The organism is Cohnella zeiphila, assembly GCF_014212055.1.
In the GTDB taxonomy this organism is placed as follows: Bacteria; Bacillota; Bacilli; order Paenibacillales; family Paenibacillaceae; genus Cohnella; species Cohnella zeiphila.
The window spans coordinates 12029-32185 of record NZ_JACJVO010000025.1; the positions used below are offsets into that span (position 1 = coordinate 12029).

The 20157-nt window shown below is 60.3% G+C and carries 15 protein-coding genes; 12 read left to right on the top strand and 3 right to left on the bottom strand.

The genetic code is table 11. From position 1 onward, the window contains the following. Nucleotides 1-94: 94 nt before the first annotated feature. The gene (locus H7C18_RS20185; protein ID WP_337913798.1) at nucleotides 95-1087 is read left to right on the top strand and encodes a helix-turn-helix transcriptional regulator; all 993 of its coding nucleotides are present in this window, start codon (nucleotides 95-97) and stop codon (nucleotides 1085-1087) included. A 7-nt stretch (nucleotides 1088-1094) separates the two neighbouring features. Further along, on the top strand, nucleotides 1095-1913 hold the full coding sequence (hisJ, locus tag H7C18_RS20190; RefSeq protein WP_185130911.1) for a histidinol-phosphatase HisJ: 819 nt from the start codon (nucleotides 1095-1097) through the stop codon (nucleotides 1911-1913). A gap of 75 nt (nucleotides 1914-1988) precedes the next feature. On the opposite strand, the gene H7C18_RS20195 is transcribed toward hisJ, so the two are convergent. Then, nucleotides 1989-2861 (bottom strand): helix-turn-helix domain-containing protein, encoded by an 873-nt coding sequence (locus H7C18_RS20195; RefSeq protein WP_185130912.1) that lies wholly within the window; start codon nucleotides 2859-2861, stop codon nucleotides 1989-1991. A 108-nt stretch (nucleotides 2862-2969) separates the two neighbouring features. Between H7C18_RS20195 and H7C18_RS20200 the strand changes: the two genes are divergently transcribed. The 10 genes from H7C18_RS20200 to H7C18_RS20245 all read left to right on the top strand — a co-directional run bounded on the left by H7C18_RS20200 (nucleotide 2970) and on the right by H7C18_RS20245 (nucleotide 17371). Then, nucleotides 2970-4382 carry a sulfatase family protein gene (locus tag H7C18_RS20200; RefSeq protein ID WP_185130913.1) on the top strand — a complete coding sequence of 471 codons (1413 nt, stop codon included), beginning with the start codon at nucleotides 2970-2972 and terminating at the stop codon, nucleotides 4380-4382. Nucleotides 4383-4506: 124 nt separating this feature from the next. After that, nucleotides 4507-6309 carry a cache domain-containing sensor histidine kinase gene (locus tag H7C18_RS20205; RefSeq protein WP_185130914.1) on the top strand — a complete coding sequence of 601 codons (1803 nt, stop codon included), beginning with the start codon at nucleotides 4507-4509 and terminating at the stop codon, nucleotides 6307-6309. Further along, complete coding sequence (locus H7C18_RS20210; protein ID WP_185130915.1) at nucleotides 6284-7912, top strand: response regulator; 1629 nt, start codon at nucleotides 6284-6286, stop codon at nucleotides 7910-7912. The genes H7C18_RS20205 and H7C18_RS20210 overlap by 26 nt, the downstream gene beginning before the upstream one ends. 120 nt (nucleotides 7913-8032) lie before the next feature. Beyond that, nucleotides 8033-9640, top strand: coding sequence for an extracellular solute-binding protein (locus H7C18_RS20215; protein WP_185130916.1), 1608 nt, complete (start codon nucleotides 8033-8035; stop codon nucleotides 9638-9640). A gap of 21 nt (nucleotides 9641-9661) precedes the next feature. Next, the gene (locus H7C18_RS20220; protein ID WP_185130917.1) at nucleotides 9662-10612 is read left to right on the top strand and encodes an ABC transporter permease; all 951 of its coding nucleotides are present in this window, start codon (nucleotides 9662-9664) and stop codon (nucleotides 10610-10612) included. 14 nt (nucleotides 10613-10626) lie between these two features. Next, nucleotides 10627-11514 (top strand): ABC transporter permease subunit, encoded by an 888-nt coding sequence (locus H7C18_RS20225; RefSeq protein WP_185130918.1) that lies wholly within the window; start codon nucleotides 10627-10629, stop codon nucleotides 11512-11514. 13 nt (nucleotides 11515-11527) lie between these two features. After that, nucleotides 11528-12985, top strand: coding sequence for a sulfatase family protein (locus H7C18_RS20230; protein ID WP_185130919.1), 1458 nt, complete (start codon nucleotides 11528-11530; stop codon nucleotides 12983-12985). 6 nt (nucleotides 12986-12991) lie between these two features. Continuing rightward, nucleotides 12992-14488 carry a sulfatase family protein gene (locus H7C18_RS20235; RefSeq protein ID WP_185130920.1) on the top strand — a complete coding sequence of 499 codons (1497 nt, stop codon included), beginning with the start codon at nucleotides 12992-12994 and terminating at the stop codon, nucleotides 14486-14488. An 11-nt stretch (nucleotides 14489-14499) separates the two neighbouring features. Further along, nucleotides 14500-15921 carry a sulfatase-like hydrolase/transferase gene (locus H7C18_RS20240; RefSeq protein ID WP_185130921.1) on the top strand — a complete coding sequence of 474 codons (1422 nt, stop codon included), beginning with the start codon at nucleotides 14500-14502 and terminating at the stop codon, nucleotides 15919-15921. 805 nt (nucleotides 15922-16726) lie between these two features. After that, a complete protein-coding gene (locus H7C18_RS20245) occupies nucleotides 16727-17371 on the top strand; it encodes an HAD family hydrolase (RefSeq protein ID WP_185130922.1) in 645 nt (214 codons plus the stop codon). 45 nt (nucleotides 17372-17416) lie between these two features. Here H7C18_RS20245 and H7C18_RS20250 read toward each other — a convergent pair whose 3' ends face one another. Further along, complete coding sequence (locus H7C18_RS20250) at nucleotides 17417-18178, bottom strand: response regulator transcription factor (protein WP_185130923.1); 762 nt, start codon at nucleotides 18176-18178, stop codon at nucleotides 17417-17419. A gap of 3 nt (nucleotides 18179-18181) precedes the next feature. Then, nucleotides 18182-20047, bottom strand: coding sequence for a cache domain-containing sensor histidine kinase (locus H7C18_RS20255; RefSeq protein ID WP_185130924.1), 1866 nt, complete (start codon nucleotides 20045-20047; stop codon nucleotides 18182-18184). Nucleotides 20048-20157: the final 110 nt, after the last annotated feature.

Consider the following 20157-nt stretch of genomic DNA (forward strand, 5'->3'; position numbering starts at 1 on the left):
TAATGAGAAAAAAACGACAACGAGAAGCGAGTTTATCCGGGGACAAAAAGTCTTAGGATAACGCTGTCCGGCATGGAATAAGGGGGAGTTGCGAGTGAAGCCGTTCGCAGCGGCGCCAACGGAAGCGGCGGATTCGGAAAAAGAGACCGTTCGCGCGCGAACGCCTGACAGACTCGAGACAGCCGCTCCTGCGGCAATTGCGGCCGATCCGAGAGACGTCCGTCCGGGGGCGGGCGCCGATGAAGCCCGCCGACGCGAGCTTGCCGATTTTCTGCGGGGCCGCCGCGATCGATTGACGCCCGAGCGGGCCGGATTGCCGTCCGGCCGCCGCAGACGGACTCCGGGGCTGCGCCGCGAGGAAGTCGCCCAGTTGGTCGGCGTCAGCACGGACTGGTACACGCGCTTGGAGCAAGGCCGACCGATCCAGGTTTCGCTGCAAGTGCTCGAAAGCTTATCCAACGCGCTGCGTCTCGATCCCATTGAACGCCGCCATCTTCTGGTCCTGGCCAGCCCGCAGCCGCTGCTGCCGCACGCCGAACCGTCCCCCGTCGGGAGCCCGACGCTGCAGCGCTATTTGGATCGGCAGGGGGCCGCTCCGGCTTGCGTGATGGATTCGCGGCTGACGATCGTGGCATGGAATCGGTCGGCCTGCTCCGTATTCGGCGATTACGCCCGGATGAGCGAGCGCGAACGCAACTCCGTATGGCGCGCTTTTCGTTCGCCGGAGTTGAGGGAGCTCAAACGCGAAGGTTGGGAAGCGCACGCCAGAATGCGGCTCGCGCAGTTCCGCGCCGGTTATGCGCAGTTTGCCGGCGATCCGTGGAGAACCGGGATGATCGAGGAATTGACTCGAGAAAGCTTCGAGTTTCGAGCCTGGTGGGCGGAGCACGACGTGCTGAACGCTCCGGAAGGACGAAAGCTGATTTATCATCCCGAGGCGGGACCTCTGGCGTTCGAGCATCTGTCGTTCGAATCCGTCGACGTACCCGGATTGCAGGTGATGATCAACATGCCGCTGCCGGATTTCGATACGGAGACGAAAATAAGCAGGCTGTTGGAAAGGGAGAACGAATTCATGGGGAGATGAGCGAAGCATGAAGTGGGATGGGCATACGCACAGCAAGTTCTGCTATCACGGTCATCCGGCCGAGCAGCAGGAGTATCTGGAGCGGGCGATTGAGATGGGCTTCGAGAGATACAGCGTAACCGAGCATCCGCCGCTTCCGGACAAGCTGGTGGACAACCCGCAGCTGATGCTGGAGCTGGCGATGCCCGAGCGGGAGCTGCCGGACTATTTCGCCTATATGAAGGAAATGAAGGCAAGGTATGAAGGACGGCTCGACGTCGCCATCGGGCTGGAGATGGATTATCTCTACCGGCAGGAGGACTTTTCGGACCGCATCGTCGACAAGTGGGCGGCGCAGATGGAAGATGCGGTCGTATCCGTGCATTATCTGCCGAGCCGGGGCGGCGCGATGCGCTGCATCGATTACACGGCGGACGACTTCAAGGACGCCTTCCTCGGTTATTACGGCTCGATCGACAAAGTCGTGGAGGAGTACTTCAACCACGTGGAGATGGAGATCGAATGGGCGGCGCAGCTGCCGATGCGGAAGCGGATCGGCCATGTGAACCTGATCCGCAAGTTCCGCAAGGAGCTGCCGGAGATGGATCAGGCGTTCATTCGCCGCAGGCTGGAGGGGCTTCTCCCGAAGTTGAAGGCGGCGGGCATCGGCGTGGACGTGAACGTGGCCGGCCTCCGGGCGGCGACGTGCGAGGAGGTTTATGTGCCGGAATGGTTCATGAACTCTTGCCGGGAGCGCGGCATCGAGCTGGTCTACGGCTCCGACTCCCATCGTCCCGATCAGGTGGGCGCGAACTGGGATTGGTTCGCCGAACGAATCGGCATGTGAGTGACAATCGACGTTCGAAAAACGAACCCGCCGGGTCGCAGAACCGGGCGGGTTCTTTGCCGCAGCCGAAAAATTCTACCTCAGGTCCGAAGGAGGGGCCGCCGAAGAGCGGCGAGCCTTCCGGTAATGAGCCGGGGCCATTCCCGCCTTTAGCTTGAACAGGTTCGAAAAGTAATACATATCGGCAAAACCCAATCGCCCGGCTACCTCCTGCACGGACAGCTCCGTCTGCTCCAGCAGCTTCTTGGCCAGGGTCACCTTCTCCTGCAAAACATAATGGTAAGGCGTCATTCCCATTTCGCGTTTGAACGCATCGTTGATCTGCCGGGTCGTTTTACCGGTTTGCCTGGAGAGTTCGTCCATCGTGACCCGGTATTCCACATGCCCGTCCAAGTAATCCTTCACGGTCTGAACCGTTCCCGACAACGTCCGCTGCGCCCGCACCGCGGCCGAGCCCAGCCGGTAGACTATCTCGTACAGCAGCAAGGAAAATTTCCGCTGCAGCTCGTCCGGGTCTTCCGTCCCCGCCGAAGCAAGCTTCAGCCCTTGTTCGAACAAGCTTCTCGCTTCGGCGCAGCCGATCGTCGCGCCTTGATGGAACCCGCAAGCCCGCAGCAGTTCCAGAACCGAATCGTCCTCTACGTTCATCCAGAGATAAACCCAATGAACCGGGTCGTCCGGCTCGGCATAGACCTCGTGAAGGGCGTACTTCGGCAGAACGAACGTCTCGCCTTCGGCCGGATGCCAGACGGACGACCCGACGCGGACGGTGCCTTGCCCGGCGATGACATGGCCCAGCACCGTTATGCTTGCGCACTCGCGCAAATTGCGGTAGGCCGGATCGCAGTCGTTGATTCCCGCCATCGACACCTGCAAAGGCAGCCGGTTGCGATACGGAACCGTATAGAGCTCGCCGCGTTTGGCGCTAGGATTGAGCGGATATGGCACTAAACCTCATCCTTTCTGCAGTAATTCCTATTCAAACGCCGTTTGCCCTGAATTATACTCAAGGCGAGATGAGGCTTCAATCCAAGGGAAGCGAGGGATTTCTAGAAAATGAGCAAGCAGCCCAACCTGATTTACGTGCTGGCCGATCAATTGCGTTACTTCTCGTGCGGCTATGCCGGCGACGAGAAGGCCCATACGCCGAACATCGACGAGTTCGCCGCGCAGGCCGTCAGCTTCCGGCAAGCCATCTCCGGCTATCCGGTCTGCGGTCCTCACCGCAACAGCCTGTTTACCGGAAAATACCCGAGCAGCACCGGCATGGTCATCAACGAATTGCGGTGCCTGCCCGATTCGGACGCCATCGGCCATGTCGTCACGCGCCATGGCTACGAGACCTCATACATCGGCAAGTGGCACCTTTACGGCGCGGACCATTCGCAGCAGTTCGTGCCGCCCGGGCCGTATCGGCTCGGCTTCGACGGCTATTGGTCCGGCTACAACTTCAATCATCACTACTATAAAGGATTCTACTACAACGACACCGACGAGCGGCGGGAGACGCCCGGCTACGAGCCGGATTTTCAGACCGATCTCGCGATCGAATGGCTGCGCGGCGCCGACCGTTCCAAGCCGTTCGCCCTGTTCCTGAATTACGGAACGCCGCACGACCCATGGGATTGGGACAACTGCCCCGAGGAGTTCAATCGGCTGTTCCGCGACGTCCGGTTCCCGGAGCCGCCGAATTACAAGGACGGATCGGCAGACCGGTATTGGGGACGTCCCGGGGGGATGAACGAGCAGTGGTTCCTGGACAATTGGAAGCCGAACCGGGAGCGCTTCCTGCAGGTGTACTACGCCATGACCGCCAATCTCGACTGGAATTTCGGCCGCCTGCGCCGCGCGATCGGGGAGATGGGGCTGGACGAGGATACCATCGTGGTCTTCACTTCCGATCACGGCGAGATGTTCGGCGCGCAAGGGCGCATCGCCAAAAAGATATTTTACGAGGAAGCGGTCCGCATCCCGTTCCTGATTCGCTGGAAGGGCCATACGCCCGAGGGGCATGCGACCGACGCCTGCCTCGACACGCCGGACATTATGCCGACGCTGCTCGAGCTGATGAACCTGCCGATCCCCGGATCGGTCGAGGGGATGTCATTAAAAGATCAGGCGCTCGGCTCGGACGGGCCGGAGCCCGAGGCGGCGTTCCTGCAAGGGATGGGGCATACCCATCTGTGGGTGGACGGGGACGAATGGCGCGCGGTTCGGGATAAACGATATACGTACGCCGTAATGCGGCATGACCGTTCGGAATATTTGTTCGACCACGAAGCGGACCCTTACGAGATGCGCAACCTGGCCGAAGACCCGGAGCATCTCGAGGCGGTGCGCAAATACCGCGCCATGCTGCAAGCGCGGATGGAGCAGCTCGGAGACACGTTCGAGATTTGCACGTGGTATCGGGAGCACTGGGCCGACGATCGCGCCATCGTGAAAACGGCGACGCGGGAACCGGTGTAAGGCGGCCGAAGCGGAAACGGCAGAGTCGGAGGACACAGCGCCCTCCGGCTTTTCGGCTTTTTCCAGCAGGAAGCGACGGGAAATATGAATCCGCTTTCAAATGATCGATCGGGAGGCTTCCGCCATGCTGCGCTCTTTTTTCTTCGCCAGACAGAGCATTCGCGCCAAGATCTTTCTCGCCTTCAGCTGCGTGACGGCGCTCTCGCTCATGGCCGTTTCCGCCGTGCTGTACATTCATATGAGCGGAGAAGCGACGAGGAACGCCACCCGCTTCGCTTCAGACAATCTCCGGCACTCGAACGAGGTGATGCAGATGATCCTGGAGGATGTCGATCGCATCAATACCGTCGTCGTGGCGGATTCCGGATCGGTCGACGTTATCGCCGCGCTGCGCAGCGACGCGTTCGACCCGTCCTATGAATGGTTTCGGGAAAAGCAGGGCGTGACGGCGCTGCTGACCAACCTGATTGCCTATAAGACGCCGATCACGAGCATTGCGGTCGTCGGCTTGAACGGCAAGATGTACACGAGCGGAACGCCGGAATGGGTGGAGAAGCAAAGGCTGACGGACGACGCGATCCGGCAGGTGTCCGAAGGCGCCGGCAAGCATGTCTATATTCTGCGGCGCGGCGCGGATGGCGAGCCCGAAGCGCTGATGGTCGGGCGGCCGATTCATTATAACAACCGGCCGATCGGAGCGGTGATTACCGAGCTCGATTACCGGCAGATCGAGAGGATTTATCAGGCCGGGTTGACGCCCGGCGTCGCCAACGATGTCGTGGCGCAGGACGGCCGCATCATCGTGAGCGGCAATCCGCAGCTGCCGGCGGATGCGGCGCTGCATACGTTGGCGGCCGAACCGCCGGCGGTCCCCAAAGCGTCAAGCCGCATCGTAATAAACGGCGAGCGGTATATAACCGTCAGCTCCGCCATGCCTTATGCCGGATGGACGGCGCAGAGCGCGATCCCGGTCCGAACGCTGCTGCCCCGGTACCAGCAATTGCGGCTGCAGATGGCGGAAACCGCGGCTGCCGTTTTTCTCGCCGTATTGATCGTATCGATGGGCGTCGCCGCGGGCATTACCCGGAATTTGCGCCGTCTGTACCAAGACATTCAGCATGTCAAGCAGGGACGAATGACCGTGCGGGCATCCATCCGAACGAAGGACGAAGTCGGGCACCTGTATCGCGCCTTTTCCGGGATGGTCGAGCAATTAAAAGTCCTGATGAACGACATCAAGCGCGGCGAGCGGCAGAAGCGGGAAGCGGAATTACAGGCTCTGCAGGCGCAGGTCGGCCCCCACTTCCTGTACAACACGCTGAACTCGATCAAATATTTGGCGCGGCTGCGTCACGCCTCGAACATCGAGGAGACGGTCGCGTCGCTGATCGATCTGCTGCGGGCGGTGCTGGGAAATACGAAGGAATTCGTCACACTTCGGGAGGAGTTGGATTATGTGCAGGCTTATCTCAACATTCAGAAGCTCAGGTTCAACAACCGGATCGAGGCGCGCATCCGGATCGACCCGGAGCTGTACGGCTGCGTTCTGCCGAAGATGATCGTGCAGCCGATCGTGGAGAACGCGATGATCCACGGACTGGCGCCGCTCCGACAGGGGGGGACCCTCGCCATCGAAGGGTTCAGGGACGGCGGCTTCCTCGTCGTGAGCGTGACCGACGACGGCGTCGGCATGAGCGGCGATCAGATCGAGCGCCTGCTGCGGAAAGGCGGAACGGAGGGCTCCGGACGCTCAAGCTTCAGCGGGATCGGCATCGCCAACGTCCGGGAACGGATCCGCATGACGTGCGGGCCGGAGAGTCAGCTGCAGATCTCCAGCGTGCAAGGCGAATTCACGACGGTCAAGCTGCGTTTGCCGTTGGCGGAGGGAGAGGGGGCTTGCGATGCTGCGCGTGCTGTTGGTGGATGACGAACGGTTGGCGCGCCATTACGTGTGCTCGCTGATCGACTGGGAGCGGCACGGCTTCGTCATCGTCGGAGAGGCGGAAGGGGGAATCGAAGCGATGCGGGCCATCGACCGGAATCGCCCCCACATCGCCGTCATCGACATGAATATGCCGGTCATGGACGGCGTCGCCTTGTGCCGCTACCTGCACGAATATCATCCGGATATGAAAGTGATCGTTCTGAGCAGCTACGACAAGTACGAGTACGTGCGGGAGACGCTGAAGAACGGCGCCGTCGACTATCTGCTCAAGCATCGGTTGGACGAAGAGAGCCTGCTGCAAGTGTTGGAAAAAGCCCGGAGCGACATCGGTTCCGCGGCTGCAGCCGCGGGCGCCGGGCCGGCAAGCGACGCTTCGGAGCGGGAGCCGGCGCCGTCGCTGCTGGCGGTGGCGGAGTGGCTGCAGGGGCTGGACGCCTGCGGAGACTCGGTGCGCGGCTGGCTGGAACGCCGTTGGAGCCGCGAGCGCGCGCGGAACGGCTTCGCGGCGGTGATGCAGATCGCGAATTTCCGGCTGCTGACGGAAACGCTGCCGGACGGGGAGAGAACGGGGCTGGTCCGTTCGATTGTCGATCTCTGCGAGCAGAGCGGAACCGGCGATCCGTCGTTGATGATACCGGTTCCGCTGGCGCGCGGGGACATCGCCCTGCTTTTCTACTGCGACGGAAGCGACGAACGGGCGGTTGTCCGGGACGCGGAAGAGCGGCTCGGGCGAATCGAATATTCCATCGATCTATATCTCGGCATGAAGGCGGTCTTCGGAATCGGCCCGCCTGTTCGTCAGGCCGGCGGCGTTCGCGACAGCTTTCGGAAGGCCGCGGGCAACGCCGAGGAGCGAATGCGGCAGCTGCATGCGGGCCCATCAGGTGCGGGGGCGCGAACCGACGGGGAGAAGCCGGCGAGTTTGACCCTAGGCCAGGAGAAAGCGATCCGGAATGCGGTGGAGGCGAGGGATGTCCATGCGGTCGGCGAAGCGCTGGACGGCATTGTCCGCTCCTTGCGGGAGGGCCCGGCAAGCGCGCGATCGATCCAGGGGGTCTTGTCCGAATTGCTCGCGATCGCCGACAAGTTCTGGCAGCATCGCCCGGAGCGCGGCTGCGGGCCGGAGCCCGACGATTGGGCGTCGAGAGGGGAATTGACCCGCCTCTTTCATTTGGACGATTTGCTGCAGTGGCTGAAGGAACGGTACCGGAGGCTGATCGAGCGGCTCGTTCCCGATTCGGACCGGCCGATCCATTCGGCGGTCATCAAGGAAGCGGTTCTGTACGTCCGCGAAAATTATCCGGACGACATCTCGCTGGAGCTGACGGCGCGCCGCATCGGCGTGACGCCGGCGTATCTGAGCCATCTGTTCAAGGAAGAGACCGGCACCTCCTTTACGGAATATTTGAACCGGCTGCGGGTCGGCCGAAGCAAGCGGCTGATCGAAGACGGCGAGAGCCGGATCAAGGATATTTACGGCAAGGCGGGGTTCGCCAGCTACAATTACTTCTTCAAGGTGTTCAAGCAGTACGAGGGCGTCACCCCTTCCGTTTATTTGAAGCGAAGGCTGGAACAAAACGGATAGCGGCCGAAAAAATTTGGAGTCGAATCGAAAGAATTTGCAATTTTCCCAAAAAAGCGCTGCTTTATAATCGAGGCAAGCGGTCCGCAATCGCTTACAAGATACCCAAAGGGGATGAACCGAATGCAGGTGTCACCGAAAATTGCCATACTGGGCGCGGCGCTGCTGGTGGCCGCTTCCTTGACCGGCTGCGCCGGAGGCGGCGGCAACAATAGCAATTCCGATAACGGCTCGTCCGCCGGACCGGCGTCCGCCTCTTCCGGAAGTTCGGGAGAGGCGGCGGGAAGCAAACAGCCGATCACGCTGACGATGCTGGCGCAGCGTTCGGGCCAGAACGGCCCGTACAAGGATATGCTCGTCTTCCAGGAATACGAGAAGAAGACGAACATTCATGTCGAGTGGACCGACGTGCCGGCATCGGGGTTCGCAGAGAAGAAAAACCTGGTGTTCGCCTCCAACGAACTGCCGGACGCGTTCTTTAAAGCGGGCATCACGCCGACGGAGGCGATCAAATACGGCACTTCCGGCATGCTGATGCCGCTGGAGGATCTGATTGCCAAGGACGCGCCCAACATCTCGAAGCTGTTCGAGCAATATCCGGAGGTCTTGAAGGCGCTGACGGCGCCGGACGGCCATATCTATGCGCTGTCCGATATCGTGACGCTCGACAATGCGAGAATCGGGCTCAAGCCGTGGATCAACCGGCAATGGCTGCAGAAGCTCGGCTTGAAGGAGCCGACGACGACCGACGAGCTGCTCAATGTGCTTCGGGCATTCCGGGACAACGACCCGAACGGCAATGGCCAGAAAGACGAAATCCCCATTCTGGCGGCCGATCTCGGTTCGCTGGTGGGCGGGATCAGCGGATCGTTCGGCTTGCAGAACCAAATGGGGTATCACATCAATGTCGATGACGAAGGCAAGGTCAAGGTATGGCTGGCCGACGACCGTTACAAGCAGATGCTGATGTACCTGCACCAGCTGTATCAGGAGAAGCTGCTGGACAACGAGATCATCTCCCAGGATCAGCCGACCTGGCTCAGCAAGCTGAATTCCGGCAAGGTCGGCATGTTCTACATTCAGGAAGGCGCCGCGTTCGAGAAATTGAAGGACCAGTACATCGGCACCATTCCGGTCAAAGGGCCGAACGGCGACCAGATGGTCGGAAGCGTCGCCCCGATCGCCCGTTCCTTCGGCGCGTTCGCCATCAGTTCGGTTAACAAGTACCCCGACGAAACGATGAAATGGCTGGATTATTTCTATGGGGACGAGGGCTCGATTTTCTTCCGCTTCGGAGTAGAGGGCAAGACGTATCATATCGGCGACGACGGTCTCCCGTATTTCAACGACGACATCCTGAACGATCCGCGCGGCGCCGGCAACGCCGAAGGACAAATTACGCCGTATCCGGGCGGAGGCTCGCCGGAATGGATCAACGACAAGAACTCCAGCGGCATCAATTCGCCGGAAGGCATCGCGGCCACCGAGAGGCTTCAGCCCTATTTGCCGAAGAAGGTATACGCCGCGCCGCTGCTGGATGCTTCCTCCAACGATAGGCTGGACAATTTGCGCCGCGATATCGACACTTACGCGGACGAGTCCCAAGCCAAGTTCATCGTCGGCAATCTCAGCTTCGACAAGTGGGACGAATACGTAAATACGCTTAAAAAGATGCATCTGGACGAAGTGGAGCAAATCTATCAGCAGGCGTTCGACAAGCTGTATAAATAACTTACGTTACGGAGACCGCCTATGAGATACGCGAAACGAACGGAGACGGCCGTCGCGAGATCGTCCGGGAGCGCGCTTTGGAGACGAATGTCGACCCGGTACGACTTGTACTTGATGCTGCTGCTACCGACCGCTTACTATTTGATCTTCCAATACGCGCCGATGTACGGGATGCAGATCGCGTTCAAAAATTTTATCGCGGCGAAGGGAATCGGCGGCAGTCCGTGGGTCGGGCTGGACCAGTTCACGCAGTTTTTCGACTCCTACTATTTCTGGCGCTTGATTCGGAATACGCTGTCGATCAGCGTCTTCTCGCTCATCTTCGCTTTCCCGGTTCCGATTCTGCTGGCGCTGCTGATCAACGAGATCGGCAGCTCGCGCTTCAAGCGGTGGGTGCAGAATGTCACCTATATTCCGCACTTCATTTCGCTTGTGGTGGTCGTCGGCATGCTCGGCATCTTCCTGGACGGCGACCACGGCTTCGTCAACCAGTTGCTGAAGGAGGCCGGCCTGCCGGCCGTCTCCTTCCTGCAAAGTCCCGGATGGTTCAAGCCGATCTTGATCCTGTCGAACATCTGGCAGACGATGGGCTTCTCGTCGATTATCTACATCGCCGCGCTGAGCGGGATCGATCCCGCCCAATACGAAGCGGCCATGATCGACGGAGCGAGCCGCCTGCAGCGCGTTCGTCACGTCTCCCTTCCCGGCATCCTGCCGACGATGACGATTCTGTTCATTCTGGAGATCGGGCATCTGATGAACGTCGGCTTCGAGAAAATCCTGCTCATGCAAAACCAGTTGAACATGGAATCCAGCGACGTCATCGCCACCTTCGTCTACCGCGTCGGCATTCAGCAGGCGCAGTACAGCTATACGGCGGCGGTCGGCCTGTTCAACGCGGTCATCAATTTCATTCTGCTGATCGCCGTCAACTGGGCGGCAAGGCGAAGGGGCGGCGCAAGCCTGTGGTGAGAGGAGGAATTCGCGTGGAGAAGAGCGCGCCGAACCGGGCCGCCGGCGAAAAAGCGTTCGATACCGCTATTTACATCATCGCGTCTGTCATTCTCGCGATCGTGCTGTATCCGCTTGTTTTCATCGTCAGCGCCTCGTTCAGCGATCCCGGGGAAGTGGTGGCCGGGCATATGTGGTTGTGGCCCAAAGGCTGGAGCGTTCAATCCTATAAGCTCGTCTTCGAGAACGGGGATGTCTGGAGGGGGTACCTGAATACGATCGTCTACGCCGTCGTCGGCGTTTGCGTCAATCTGGTCATGACGGTGCTGGCGGCCTATCCGCTATCCCGTCAGGATTTGCCGGGACGGAACGTCTTTATGTTCGGCTATGTATTCACGATGTTTTTCAGCGGCGGGCTCATTCCCACTTATTTGGTCGTGCGGGATCTCGGCTTGGTCAATACGATGTGGGCGCTTATTGTTCCGACGGCGATCGCGACGTTCAATCTGATTATCATGCGGACGTTCTTCCAGACCATCCCGGTCGAACTGCAGGAGTCCGCCTCGATGGACGGCTGTACGAACGGGCGGCTCCTGCTCTCGGTCGTCCTGCCGCTGTCCAAGCCCATTCTTGCGGTTATGCTTCTCTATTACGGCGTAGCGCACTGGAACTCGTTCTTCAACGCGCTCATCTATCTGAACGATCATGACAAATACCCGCTTCAGCTGATTCTTAGGGAGATTCTCATTCAGAACCAAGCCACCGCGGATCTGAACGATCCGAACTTCGCCGACCGGATCATGATGGCGGAGAGCATCAAGTACGCGCTGATCGTCGTGGCGAGCATTCCCGTTCTGCTGCTGTATCCGTTCGTGCAGCGGTACTTCGTGCAGGGCGTCATGATCGGCGCGATCAAAGGCTAGCGGAGGGGAACGGATGAATATTTTACTCGTCATGTCCGACGAGCATTCCCATCAGGCGATGGGCTGCGCGGGACATCCGGTCGTTCGGACGCCGAATATGGACCGGCTGGCCGCCGAAGGCGCGATGTTCGAGAATGCTTATACGCCGTGTCCGGTATGTACGCCGGCAAGAGCCGGTTTTTTTACGGGAAAATATGTTCATCAGTTAGGGACGTGGGACAATGCGATCCCTTACGACGGCTCGGTTCCGGGACTGTCGCAAGTTCTGGCCGGGCACGGCAAGCGGCTGACGGCGTTCGGCAAGCTGGACTTTCATCCCGACGGCGAATATGAGGGACTGGACGCGCATCTGCCGCTCCAGCGAACCAATCCTCAATACGAGAGCTTCTTCCGCGGACAGGATATTCCGATCGACTCGGCGCAGAGGTTCCGGCAGATGGGGATCTCGGACCGTCCTCCCCGGGACGACAAGGTGCTGCAGGGGGCGGTCGAATGGCTTCGAAGCAAGCGGGGAAGCGAGGAGCCGTGGATCCTGTACGCCGGCTTTCTCGACCCGCACTTTCCATTTTATGTCGACGAAGAGAGGTGGAAGCGCTATAATGCCATCGTAACGGACGTTCCGGATGTCGCCCGGCCGCCGTTCGGGGAATTGAACGAGCCGCTTCGTCTTCTGCGGAGACATTTTCGGGGCGAGGAAGCGGATGCGGAGACGGTGCGCCGGGCCCATGTCGGCTACTATGCGATGACTTCAAGGCTGGACGACAGCGTCGGCCTGCTGCTGGATACGCTTCGCGAATGCGGATTCGAGGAAAATACGCTGGTGATCTATACGAGCGATCACGGCGAGCAGCTCGGCCATCACGGTCTGTGGTGGAAGTGCTGCATGTACGAGGAGTCGGCGCGCGTTCCGCTGCTCATGCGCGGCCCGGGCATCCGCGGCGGAACGGCGGTGAAGGCGCCGGTATCGCTGATCGACCTGCTGCCGACCGTATGCGACGCCGCCGGCGTTCCGGTTCCGGACGGATTGCCGGGCCGGTCGCTGCTGCCATTGGCCCGGGGACAATGCGATGCGGAGCGTGCCGACTTCGCCTTTAGCGAATATCACGCGCACGGCGTGCCTTCCGGGATGTACATGGTTCGCTGGGACCGCTGGAAATATGTCATCTATAGCGGATATGGAGCGCAGCTGTTCGACCTGGCCGCCGATCCGGCGGAGACGGTCAACATGCTGGAGGATCCGGCGCTTCGGAATTCGCCCGCGGCGCGGGAGGCGGCGGCGGAAGGCGACAGGCGGCTTCGGTCCGTATGCGATCCGGACGAGGTCAGCCTGCGGGCGCTTCGCGATCAGCGGGAGATCCGGAAGGAGCTGGGCATTGATGCTTTTCCAGCGCAGAACGTCCGAACGGTACCGCATCCGCGGCTTCGGCCGGAAGAGCGCGATCCGGGCGCAGCCGGCACAACTGGGAGGTAGAATGGAATGATAGATCGGAAAAACATCGTCGTCATCATGACGGACCAGCAGCGCGCCGATTTGCGGGCGTTGGAGGGCTACCCGTTGGACGCCACGCCGTTTCTGGACCGGTTGGCCCGGGAAGGAACCTGGTTCGACAAGGCCTACACCACCATGCCGATCTGCTGCGCCGCGCGCGTGAGCTTGCTGACCGGCCGGTACCCGTCCGCGCACGGCGTTCAGACGAACGGGCAGTTGAAGCTGGCCCGATACGAGAAAGATTTGTTCGACGTCGCCCGCGAGGGCGGTTACGCCACGGCGCTCTCGGGCAAGAACCACTCGCACATCGATGCCCGGGCCAAGCTCGATTACTGCTACGAGATCGGGCATTGGGGGGGAGGAGGCGAAGGGCGGAGCGCCGAGGAGAAGGCGTTCGACGATTGGCTGAAAACCCTGTCGCAGACAAGCACGGGGCCGGCGCCGTTCCCGCTCGAATGCCAGCTGCCCTATCGCGTCGTATCGGCCGCGCAGGATTGGGTCGGCACGCTGGAAGGGAAGCCTTTTCTGCTGTGGCTCAGCTTTGCGGAACCGCATAACCCGTACCAAGCGCCGGAGCCGTACTACTCGATGTTTCCGGCGGGGTCGCTTCCGCCGCTTCGGGCGACGGAGAAGGACAGGGACGCGAAAGGCGACAAATGGGCGTTCTATGGCGGACAGACGGCGCATTACTTGCCCGACTTCCGCGAGCGCATCCCGCAAGCCCGCGCGAACTATTTGGGCATGCTCCGGCTGATCGACGATCAGATCCGCAGATTCGTGACCTTCCTGGAACAGAGCGGTTTGCTGGAAAATACGTTGCTCGTCTTCCTGTCCGATCATGGCGATTTTCACGGGGAATACCAGCTGTTGAAAAAGGGGCCGGAGGCGCCGGAACTGCTGACCCGCATTCCGATGCAGTTCAGCGGCGCCGGGGTCAGGCCCCATTCCGGTCCGCACCCGGCCCATGTGTCTCTCGCGGATATCATGCCGACGCTGTGCGAGGCGATGGAGCTTCCGATTCCGCGCGGCGTTCAGGGACGGAGCCTGTGGCCGCTGCTTGCCGGCGAGGCGTACCCGGAGCGGGAATTCGCCAGCGCTTATGCCGAGCACGGTTACGGCGGCGAATATCATACCGACCGCAAGCCGTTCGACTACGGCGGCGTCGGCTCGGTCCGGGACGGCGTCTCGTCGTTCAACGAATTGAGCCGGTATACGCAATCCGGCCGGCTGCGCACGATTCGCAAAGGAAAGTGGAAGCTGAACCTGGATATGCGAGGCAAGCGCGAGCTGTACGATATCGAGGCCGATCCGCTCGAGCTTGCCGATTTGTCCGGTCGGGACGAATACCGCGAGCTCGAACGCGACTTGCTGGCCGAGCTCGGCGCGTGGATGATGCGGACGCAGGACGAGTCGCAGCCGGACAGCGCCGAGTATCCGGTGCTGAAATATCCGCGCAATTACGGCTTTCCGCCCCAAAAGGAGTGACGACGGAAGCGATGAAACGGCCGCATATCGTATTGATAACGATGGATGAGCTGCGCAAGGACAGTCTGAGCTGCTACGGCAACGAGGCGATCCGGACGCCGAATCTGGATGCGCTGGCTTCCGAATCGCTGCGCTTCGAACGTGCCTACACGGCCAGCCCGTGGTGCATGCCTTCCCGCTGCGCCATCTTGACGGGACAGCTGCCCCAACGCAATGGCGCCTACAGCAATTTCCGCGAATGCCGGATCGGTACGGGGACGCCGACGCTGTTCTCCGAGCTGAAGCGGGCCGGCTACCGGACGGCGATGTTCGGGAAATGCCATTTCCTCCCGGTGAACTACGGCGAAGCGCGGCCGGACCGGACGCTGCCGTATGATCGGCATCGCGATTATTATCTTGGGCTGGGCATCGACGACCTGGCGCTGCAGGACGGTAAGCTCGTGTCGGCATGGCATTACGACGATTTCAGCAAGGAGCTGGACGCGAACGGCTTGCTGGAGACGTATCGGGCGGCCGCCTGGGACAAATCGGCGCAGAAGGTCTATCCGTATCCGCTGCCCAAGGAGTGGCATCCGGACAGCTGGACCGGACGCAAGGCGGAATCGTACATCGCCTCGTACGACCGGGAAGAGCCGCTGTTCGCTTGGATCTCGTTCAGCGGGCCGCATTACCCGTTCGACGCCCCGGCCGACTATTACGGCCGCGTCGACTTGAGCCGAGCGAGCCCGCGGCGGATGAAAGCGGGGGAACTGGACGATCCCGGCCGCATTCATCACGCCAGCTACCACGGGCCCGGAAAAATTGACGGCGCCGGATCCGCGCCCGGCCGGGCGTGCAAAAATTACGGCGACGACTACTGGGAGCGACTGACGCGAAGCTACTATGCGAACGTCTCGCAGATCGACGAACAAATCGGCCTCATCTCATCCGCGGTCAAGTCCCGATTGGGCGAGGACACGCTGATCGTTTTTACCGCGGATCACGGCGAAATGCTGGGTCACCACGGCATCTGGGGAAAGCACAACTGCGCCTACGAGGATGTGTGGAACGTGCCGCTGCTTGTCAAATATCCGAACGGACCAACGGGAGTGGAAGAGAAATCGAAAGTGATGCTGACCGACATCATGCCGACCTTTCGGAAGGCGGCGGGATTGGCGGGGCCGGCGGTTGACGGCGCGGATTTCCTCGAGGTTGCCGCCGCGGGCGGTCACCGGTACGTGCATTGCGAAGGCGAAGGATTCGCCGCCGTCAGCGACGGCGTTCTCAAATACGTTCAAGTAAACAAGCCCGGCGAGCGCTTCGCCGAACTGCTGGATCTGGATAGGGACCCGAACGAGTTCGACAATCGCTTCGATCAGCCGGAATACGCCGCCCGCCAGTCGGAATTACAGCAGGTGTTGACGGAATCGTTTATGCGTACGGTGCTAGGATAATCCGTTCGACTCATGGCCGAATCCCTCGGAGCGCGACGGGAATCGTTCGCACCGACTTATGGCCGAAATCCCGTCGGCTCAGGAGGGAGCATTTCCCCCTCTTCAGCGCCTTTGCGTCGAAATCCCGCTGGCTCAGGAAGGTGAATGCCTCTCTTCTGCGCCTTTGCGCCGAAATCCCGCTGGCTCAGGAAGGAGAATGCCTCTCTTCTGCGCCTTTGAGTCGAAATCCCGTCGGCTCAGGAGAGGGTATGCCGCTCTCCTGAGCCTTTGCGTCGAAATCCCGCTGGCTCAGGAGGGAACCTGCCGCTCTCCTGCGCCTTTACTTCGAAATCCCGTCGGCTCAGGAGGGGGCATGCTGCTCTCCTGCGCATTTGCTTCGAAATCCCATCGGCTCAGGAGTCGGCAATGATCGCCTAGCCCTCGGAGATATTGCGATTTATTCGGAAGCTTCTATTGATCCGTCCCATGAGGATGCGGTCGGTATGAGGCTTTTTTCTCGCACAGCCAATCCTTTGAAGGAATCCTGAGCAAAGGGGATTTCGAAAGAAAAGGGAAAATAGAAGGCTTCCTGAGCGACGGGGATTTCGAAGTAAAGGGAAAAAAGAAAGTGTTCTGAGCGAAGGGGAATTCGAGGTTGAGAAAAAAAAGGATGTCCTGAGCGACGGGGATTTCGAAGATAAGAAACAAATAGAGGAATGCCGGGGGATTCGCCGGATGCAAAAGCATGGTACGATAAGAGAGCGAATAATAGGCCGACAAGGATCCCAGGAGAACGGTCGGCCGGGGAGAGGAAGGGAGAAACCGCATGCTGAAATGTCTCATCTTCGACTTGGACGGAACGATCGGCAATACGCTGCCGCTGTGCATCGCCGCTTTTCGGAAATCGATCGAGCCTCTGGCCGGTCGAAGCGTAAGCGATCAGGAGATCATCGACACGTTCGGACCCTCCGAGGAAGGAACGATCCGGGCGTTGATCCCCGAACACGAGGAACGGGGAGTCGAGGATTATTTGGCGCATTACCGGGGCTTGCACGCGATGTGCGAGGCTCCCTTCGACGGGATGAAGGAGATTCTGGAGCTGGCGCGAAGCCGGGGAGCGCGGCTGGCCATGGTGACCGGCAAGGGGGCTCGCAGCGCAGTGATTACGCTGGACGTATTCGGCATCCGCGAGTTTTTCGAGATCGTCGAGACGGGCTCGCCGGACGGACCGCGGAAAGTGCAGGGAATCGGGAACGTTCTGAAGAGCCTTGAAATCGCGCCCGAGGAGAGCTTGTACATAGGAGACACGCCAAGCGATATCGTGTCCTCGAGAGAAGCGGGGGTGCCCATTGCCGCCGCCGCATGGGCCGAAACGGCGGAGCCGGAGCGTCTGAGAGAGCTGGAGCCGGATGAGATGTTTACGGATCTCGAGCAGTTCAAGGCATACCTCGAGAAAGTTCTTCCGCAGTAATCCGCGGGAGCGACGCCGGCTTGCATTCCGCTCCCGCGGCCTCGCCTATAGATGGAACTCCTTCGGAGCGACGCCGGTCACTTGCTTGAACAAGCGGCTGAAGTAGAACGGGTCCGGATATCCGACGCGCTCGGCGACTTCCTTGACGGTCAGCTCCGGATGGCGGGAGAGCAAATACTTCGCTTCCTGGATGCGAAGGGAGATCAAGTATTTGGACGGTAGCTCCCCCGTGTGCTTGAGGAAGATTTTGCTCAGATAAGACGGCGCGAAGTTGAAGCTGCGCGAGATTTCCTCGAGGCTCAGATCTCGGGCGAAATTCTCGCGCAAATAGTGCCGGACGAGCTCGACGATCGCCTCCGGTTTGTCGGCGCGGCCGGCGGCGCCTTCGAGGTTTTTGCCCGTGCGCCGCTGCTCGTTCTCGATCGACGTCTGCGCATGGGCGAGCGCCTTCTTCAGCTCGGCCGGCTTGATCGGCTTCAGCAAGTATTCGCTGACGTCGTAGCGCAGCGCTTGGCGGGCGTATTCGAAATCGGCGTAGCCGGTCGCGATGATCTTGCGGATGCGCGGGAAATGGAGATGGAGAGACTTGATCAGCGCAAGACCGTCCATGACCGGCATCCGGATGTCGGTGACGACGAGATCGACCGGCTCTTTCCTCACGAATTCGAGCGCGCCCCGACCGTCCTGCGCCGTGCAGACGATGGCAAAGTCGGGGCCCGTCGCCTCGATTTTTTTGACCAGATTGTTGCGGATCAATTCCTCGTCCTCCGCGACGACGATTCGAATCGGCAGCTTCGCATCCATCATTTCTCAGCCTCCCATTCTTGCGGATCCTCCGATAACGACAGCGGCCCCGCCTCCCGGGCGGTTCGACGCTTCAAAGCGGAATCGCTCGCCATAGCCCAGCTTCATCCGGATGTACACGTTGATCAGTCCCATGCCGTCCAGCTTCAAGGTCGGAAAAACGCCCGTCCGCTCGGCTTCGGCAATTCGCTCCTTCAGCCGGGCCAGCGCTTCCTCGCTGAATCCCGGGCCGTTGTCGGTCACTTCGATCCGCCATTCTTCCTCTTGCATGGTGCCGGCGACCCGGATGGCCCAGGGCGGCTCGCGGGTCGTCGCGAACTTGAGCGCGTTCTCGACGAGCGGCTGGACGATCAGCTTCGGAACGCGGATGGGGAGCAGCCGTTCGTCGACGTCGAATTCGCACTGCAGCTTGGCGCCGTGCCGAATGCGGTTTACCTCCAAGTAACGACTCGTATGCTCGAGCTCGGTCTCCAGGTCGGCGGTCGATTCGTCGGACGTAATGTAGCGCAGAATGTCGGACAAGTTGCCTACCATGGCGACGATCTGCTCGTTCATGTTCTCCTCGGCCATCGCCCCGATCGTCGCGAGCGTGTTGTACAGGAAATGCGGGTTCATCTGCGCTTGCAGAGCGACCATCTTGGATTGAAGCTCCTGCGCCTGCGACAGCAGCAGCTGGTCCATCGATTGCTTGAGCCGCGAGCTCATCTGCACGAACGAAGAGTGAAGCTGATCGAGCTCGTTCAAGCCGCTGTTCAGCTCTTTGGCCGTGACCAGGCCGGAGCCGAGATCGTCGAGGCGGATGCCTCGGATCGTGCGGTGAATCTTCAGTATCGGACGCGTGATCCGCTTCGCGGCGGCGAACGACAGGAAGATGGCCAGCAGCAGGATGGCGACCGCGACGAATGCCATTGTTCTTGTAAAGGCGGTCAGCGGCTTCAGCAGCTTCCGTTCGCCGACGATCATGACCGTATTCCACCCGGTAAAGTCGGAGCGATGATACGACAGCAGCTCTCTCTCGCCCGTTCCCGGGTTGCGGAACGAAGAGGTGAACGACGCGAGGCCGGCGCCGAAGCGCTCGTTCCCGAATTGGATGTACGGCTCGTAGCGCTTGGCGTCCGCGCTGTAAGGATAGACGATGCGGCCTGCGCCGTCGAAGACGAGGACGTTTTCGTCGTAGCCGTTTTTTTTGGCGAAATTCAGAATGCCCTGGAAAATCTTGTTCGCATACTGCTTCACCTCGACGATGCCGATCGGGACGTTGTAATTGTCGTAGAACAGGCGAAATAAAGAGACCGAATACTGCTCCTCGCTGGACGAAATATACTTCGACATTTCCGCATCCGCTACGGGGAGGTCGATATATTTGCCCGCGGCGTTCCGCACGGCTTCATACCACGGCTTGGCTGCCGGATCGTAGGCGCGTTCTCCGTTGTCGAAGCCGTTGCCGTACACCCGGCCCTGAAAGTCGTACAAGTACAGCTGCTCGACCGGCCGGGAAGGCCCGATGGCGGCGGTCAGAATGTCGGACAGCTCCTTGGCGCTCTGGATGCTGCTGTCTCCGGGCACGTTGGCCGGAGCATCCTGCACGGCGGTCCGATGGTTCTCCGAATCGGCCAAATACTTCTTGAAATGATCCTTCACCAGATTGGAGTACATGACGTTCAAGGAGACGTCGTTCATCTTGCGAAGCTCCGAATCGGTCTGGTCCTGGATCGACTGGCCGATGCTCTCCAGCGAGGCGGTCGCGTTCTTCTTGAGCAGATCGGAAGTCCACCAATAAAACCAGACGACAAGGATGGAGAAAACGACGATAATGATGAGCGAGTAGGTCGAGAACAGAATCGTCCGAATGTTGCGAAGCTTGCTCGGCATACGGCTCCTCCGGGCGAATGAGATCGCTTACAGCATTTATTGTGCTTGCTGCCCGAACGTTTGTCAAAAGCAAAAAAAAGATTCGGTTAAATAAAGACATGAAATGTAAC

What these genes read in the sequence shown, in the direction of transcription:
- hisJ (WP_185130911.1), top strand. Translation starts at nt 1,095, where the DNA reads ATGAAGTGGGATGGGCATACGCACAGCAAGTTCTGCTATCACGGTCAT.
- H7C18_RS20200 (WP_185130913.1), top strand. Translation starts at nt 2,970, where the DNA reads ATGAGCAAGCAGCCCAACCTGATTTACGTGCTGGCCGATCAATTGCGT.
- H7C18_RS20205 (WP_185130914.1), top strand. Translation starts at nt 4,507, where the DNA reads ATGCTGCGCTCTTTTTTCTTCGCCAGACAGAGCATTCGCGCCAAGATC.
- H7C18_RS20210 (WP_185130915.1), top strand. Translation starts at nt 6,284, where the DNA reads ATGCTGCGCGTGCTGTTGGTGGATGACGAACGGTTGGCGCGCCATTAC.
- H7C18_RS20215 (WP_185130916.1), top strand. Translation starts at nt 8,033, where the DNA reads ATGCAGGTGTCACCGAAAATTGCCATACTGGGCGCGGCGCTGCTGGTG.
- H7C18_RS20220 (WP_185130917.1), top strand. Translation starts at nt 9,662, where the DNA reads ATGAGATACGCGAAACGAACGGAGACGGCCGTCGCGAGATCGTCCGGG.
- H7C18_RS20230 (WP_185130919.1), top strand. Translation starts at nt 11,528, where the DNA reads ATGAATATTTTACTCGTCATGTCCGACGAGCATTCCCATCAGGCGATG.
- H7C18_RS20235 (WP_185130920.1), top strand. Translation starts at nt 12,992, where the DNA reads ATGATAGATCGGAAAAACATCGTCGTCATCATGACGGACCAGCAGCGC.
- H7C18_RS20240 (WP_185130921.1), top strand. Translation starts at nt 14,500, where the DNA reads ATGAAACGGCCGCATATCGTATTGATAACGATGGATGAGCTGCGCAAG.
- H7C18_RS20245 (WP_185130922.1), top strand. Translation starts at nt 16,727, where the DNA reads ATGCTGAAATGTCTCATCTTCGACTTGGACGGAACGATCGGCAATACG.
- H7C18_RS20250 (WP_185130923.1), bottom strand. Translation starts at nt 18,178, where the DNA reads ATGATGGATGCGAAGCTGCCGATTCGAATCGTCGTCGCGGAGGACGAG.
- H7C18_RS20255 (WP_185130924.1), bottom strand. Translation starts at nt 20,047, where the DNA reads ATGCCGAGCAAGCTTCGCAACATTCGGACGATTCTGTTCTCGACCTAC.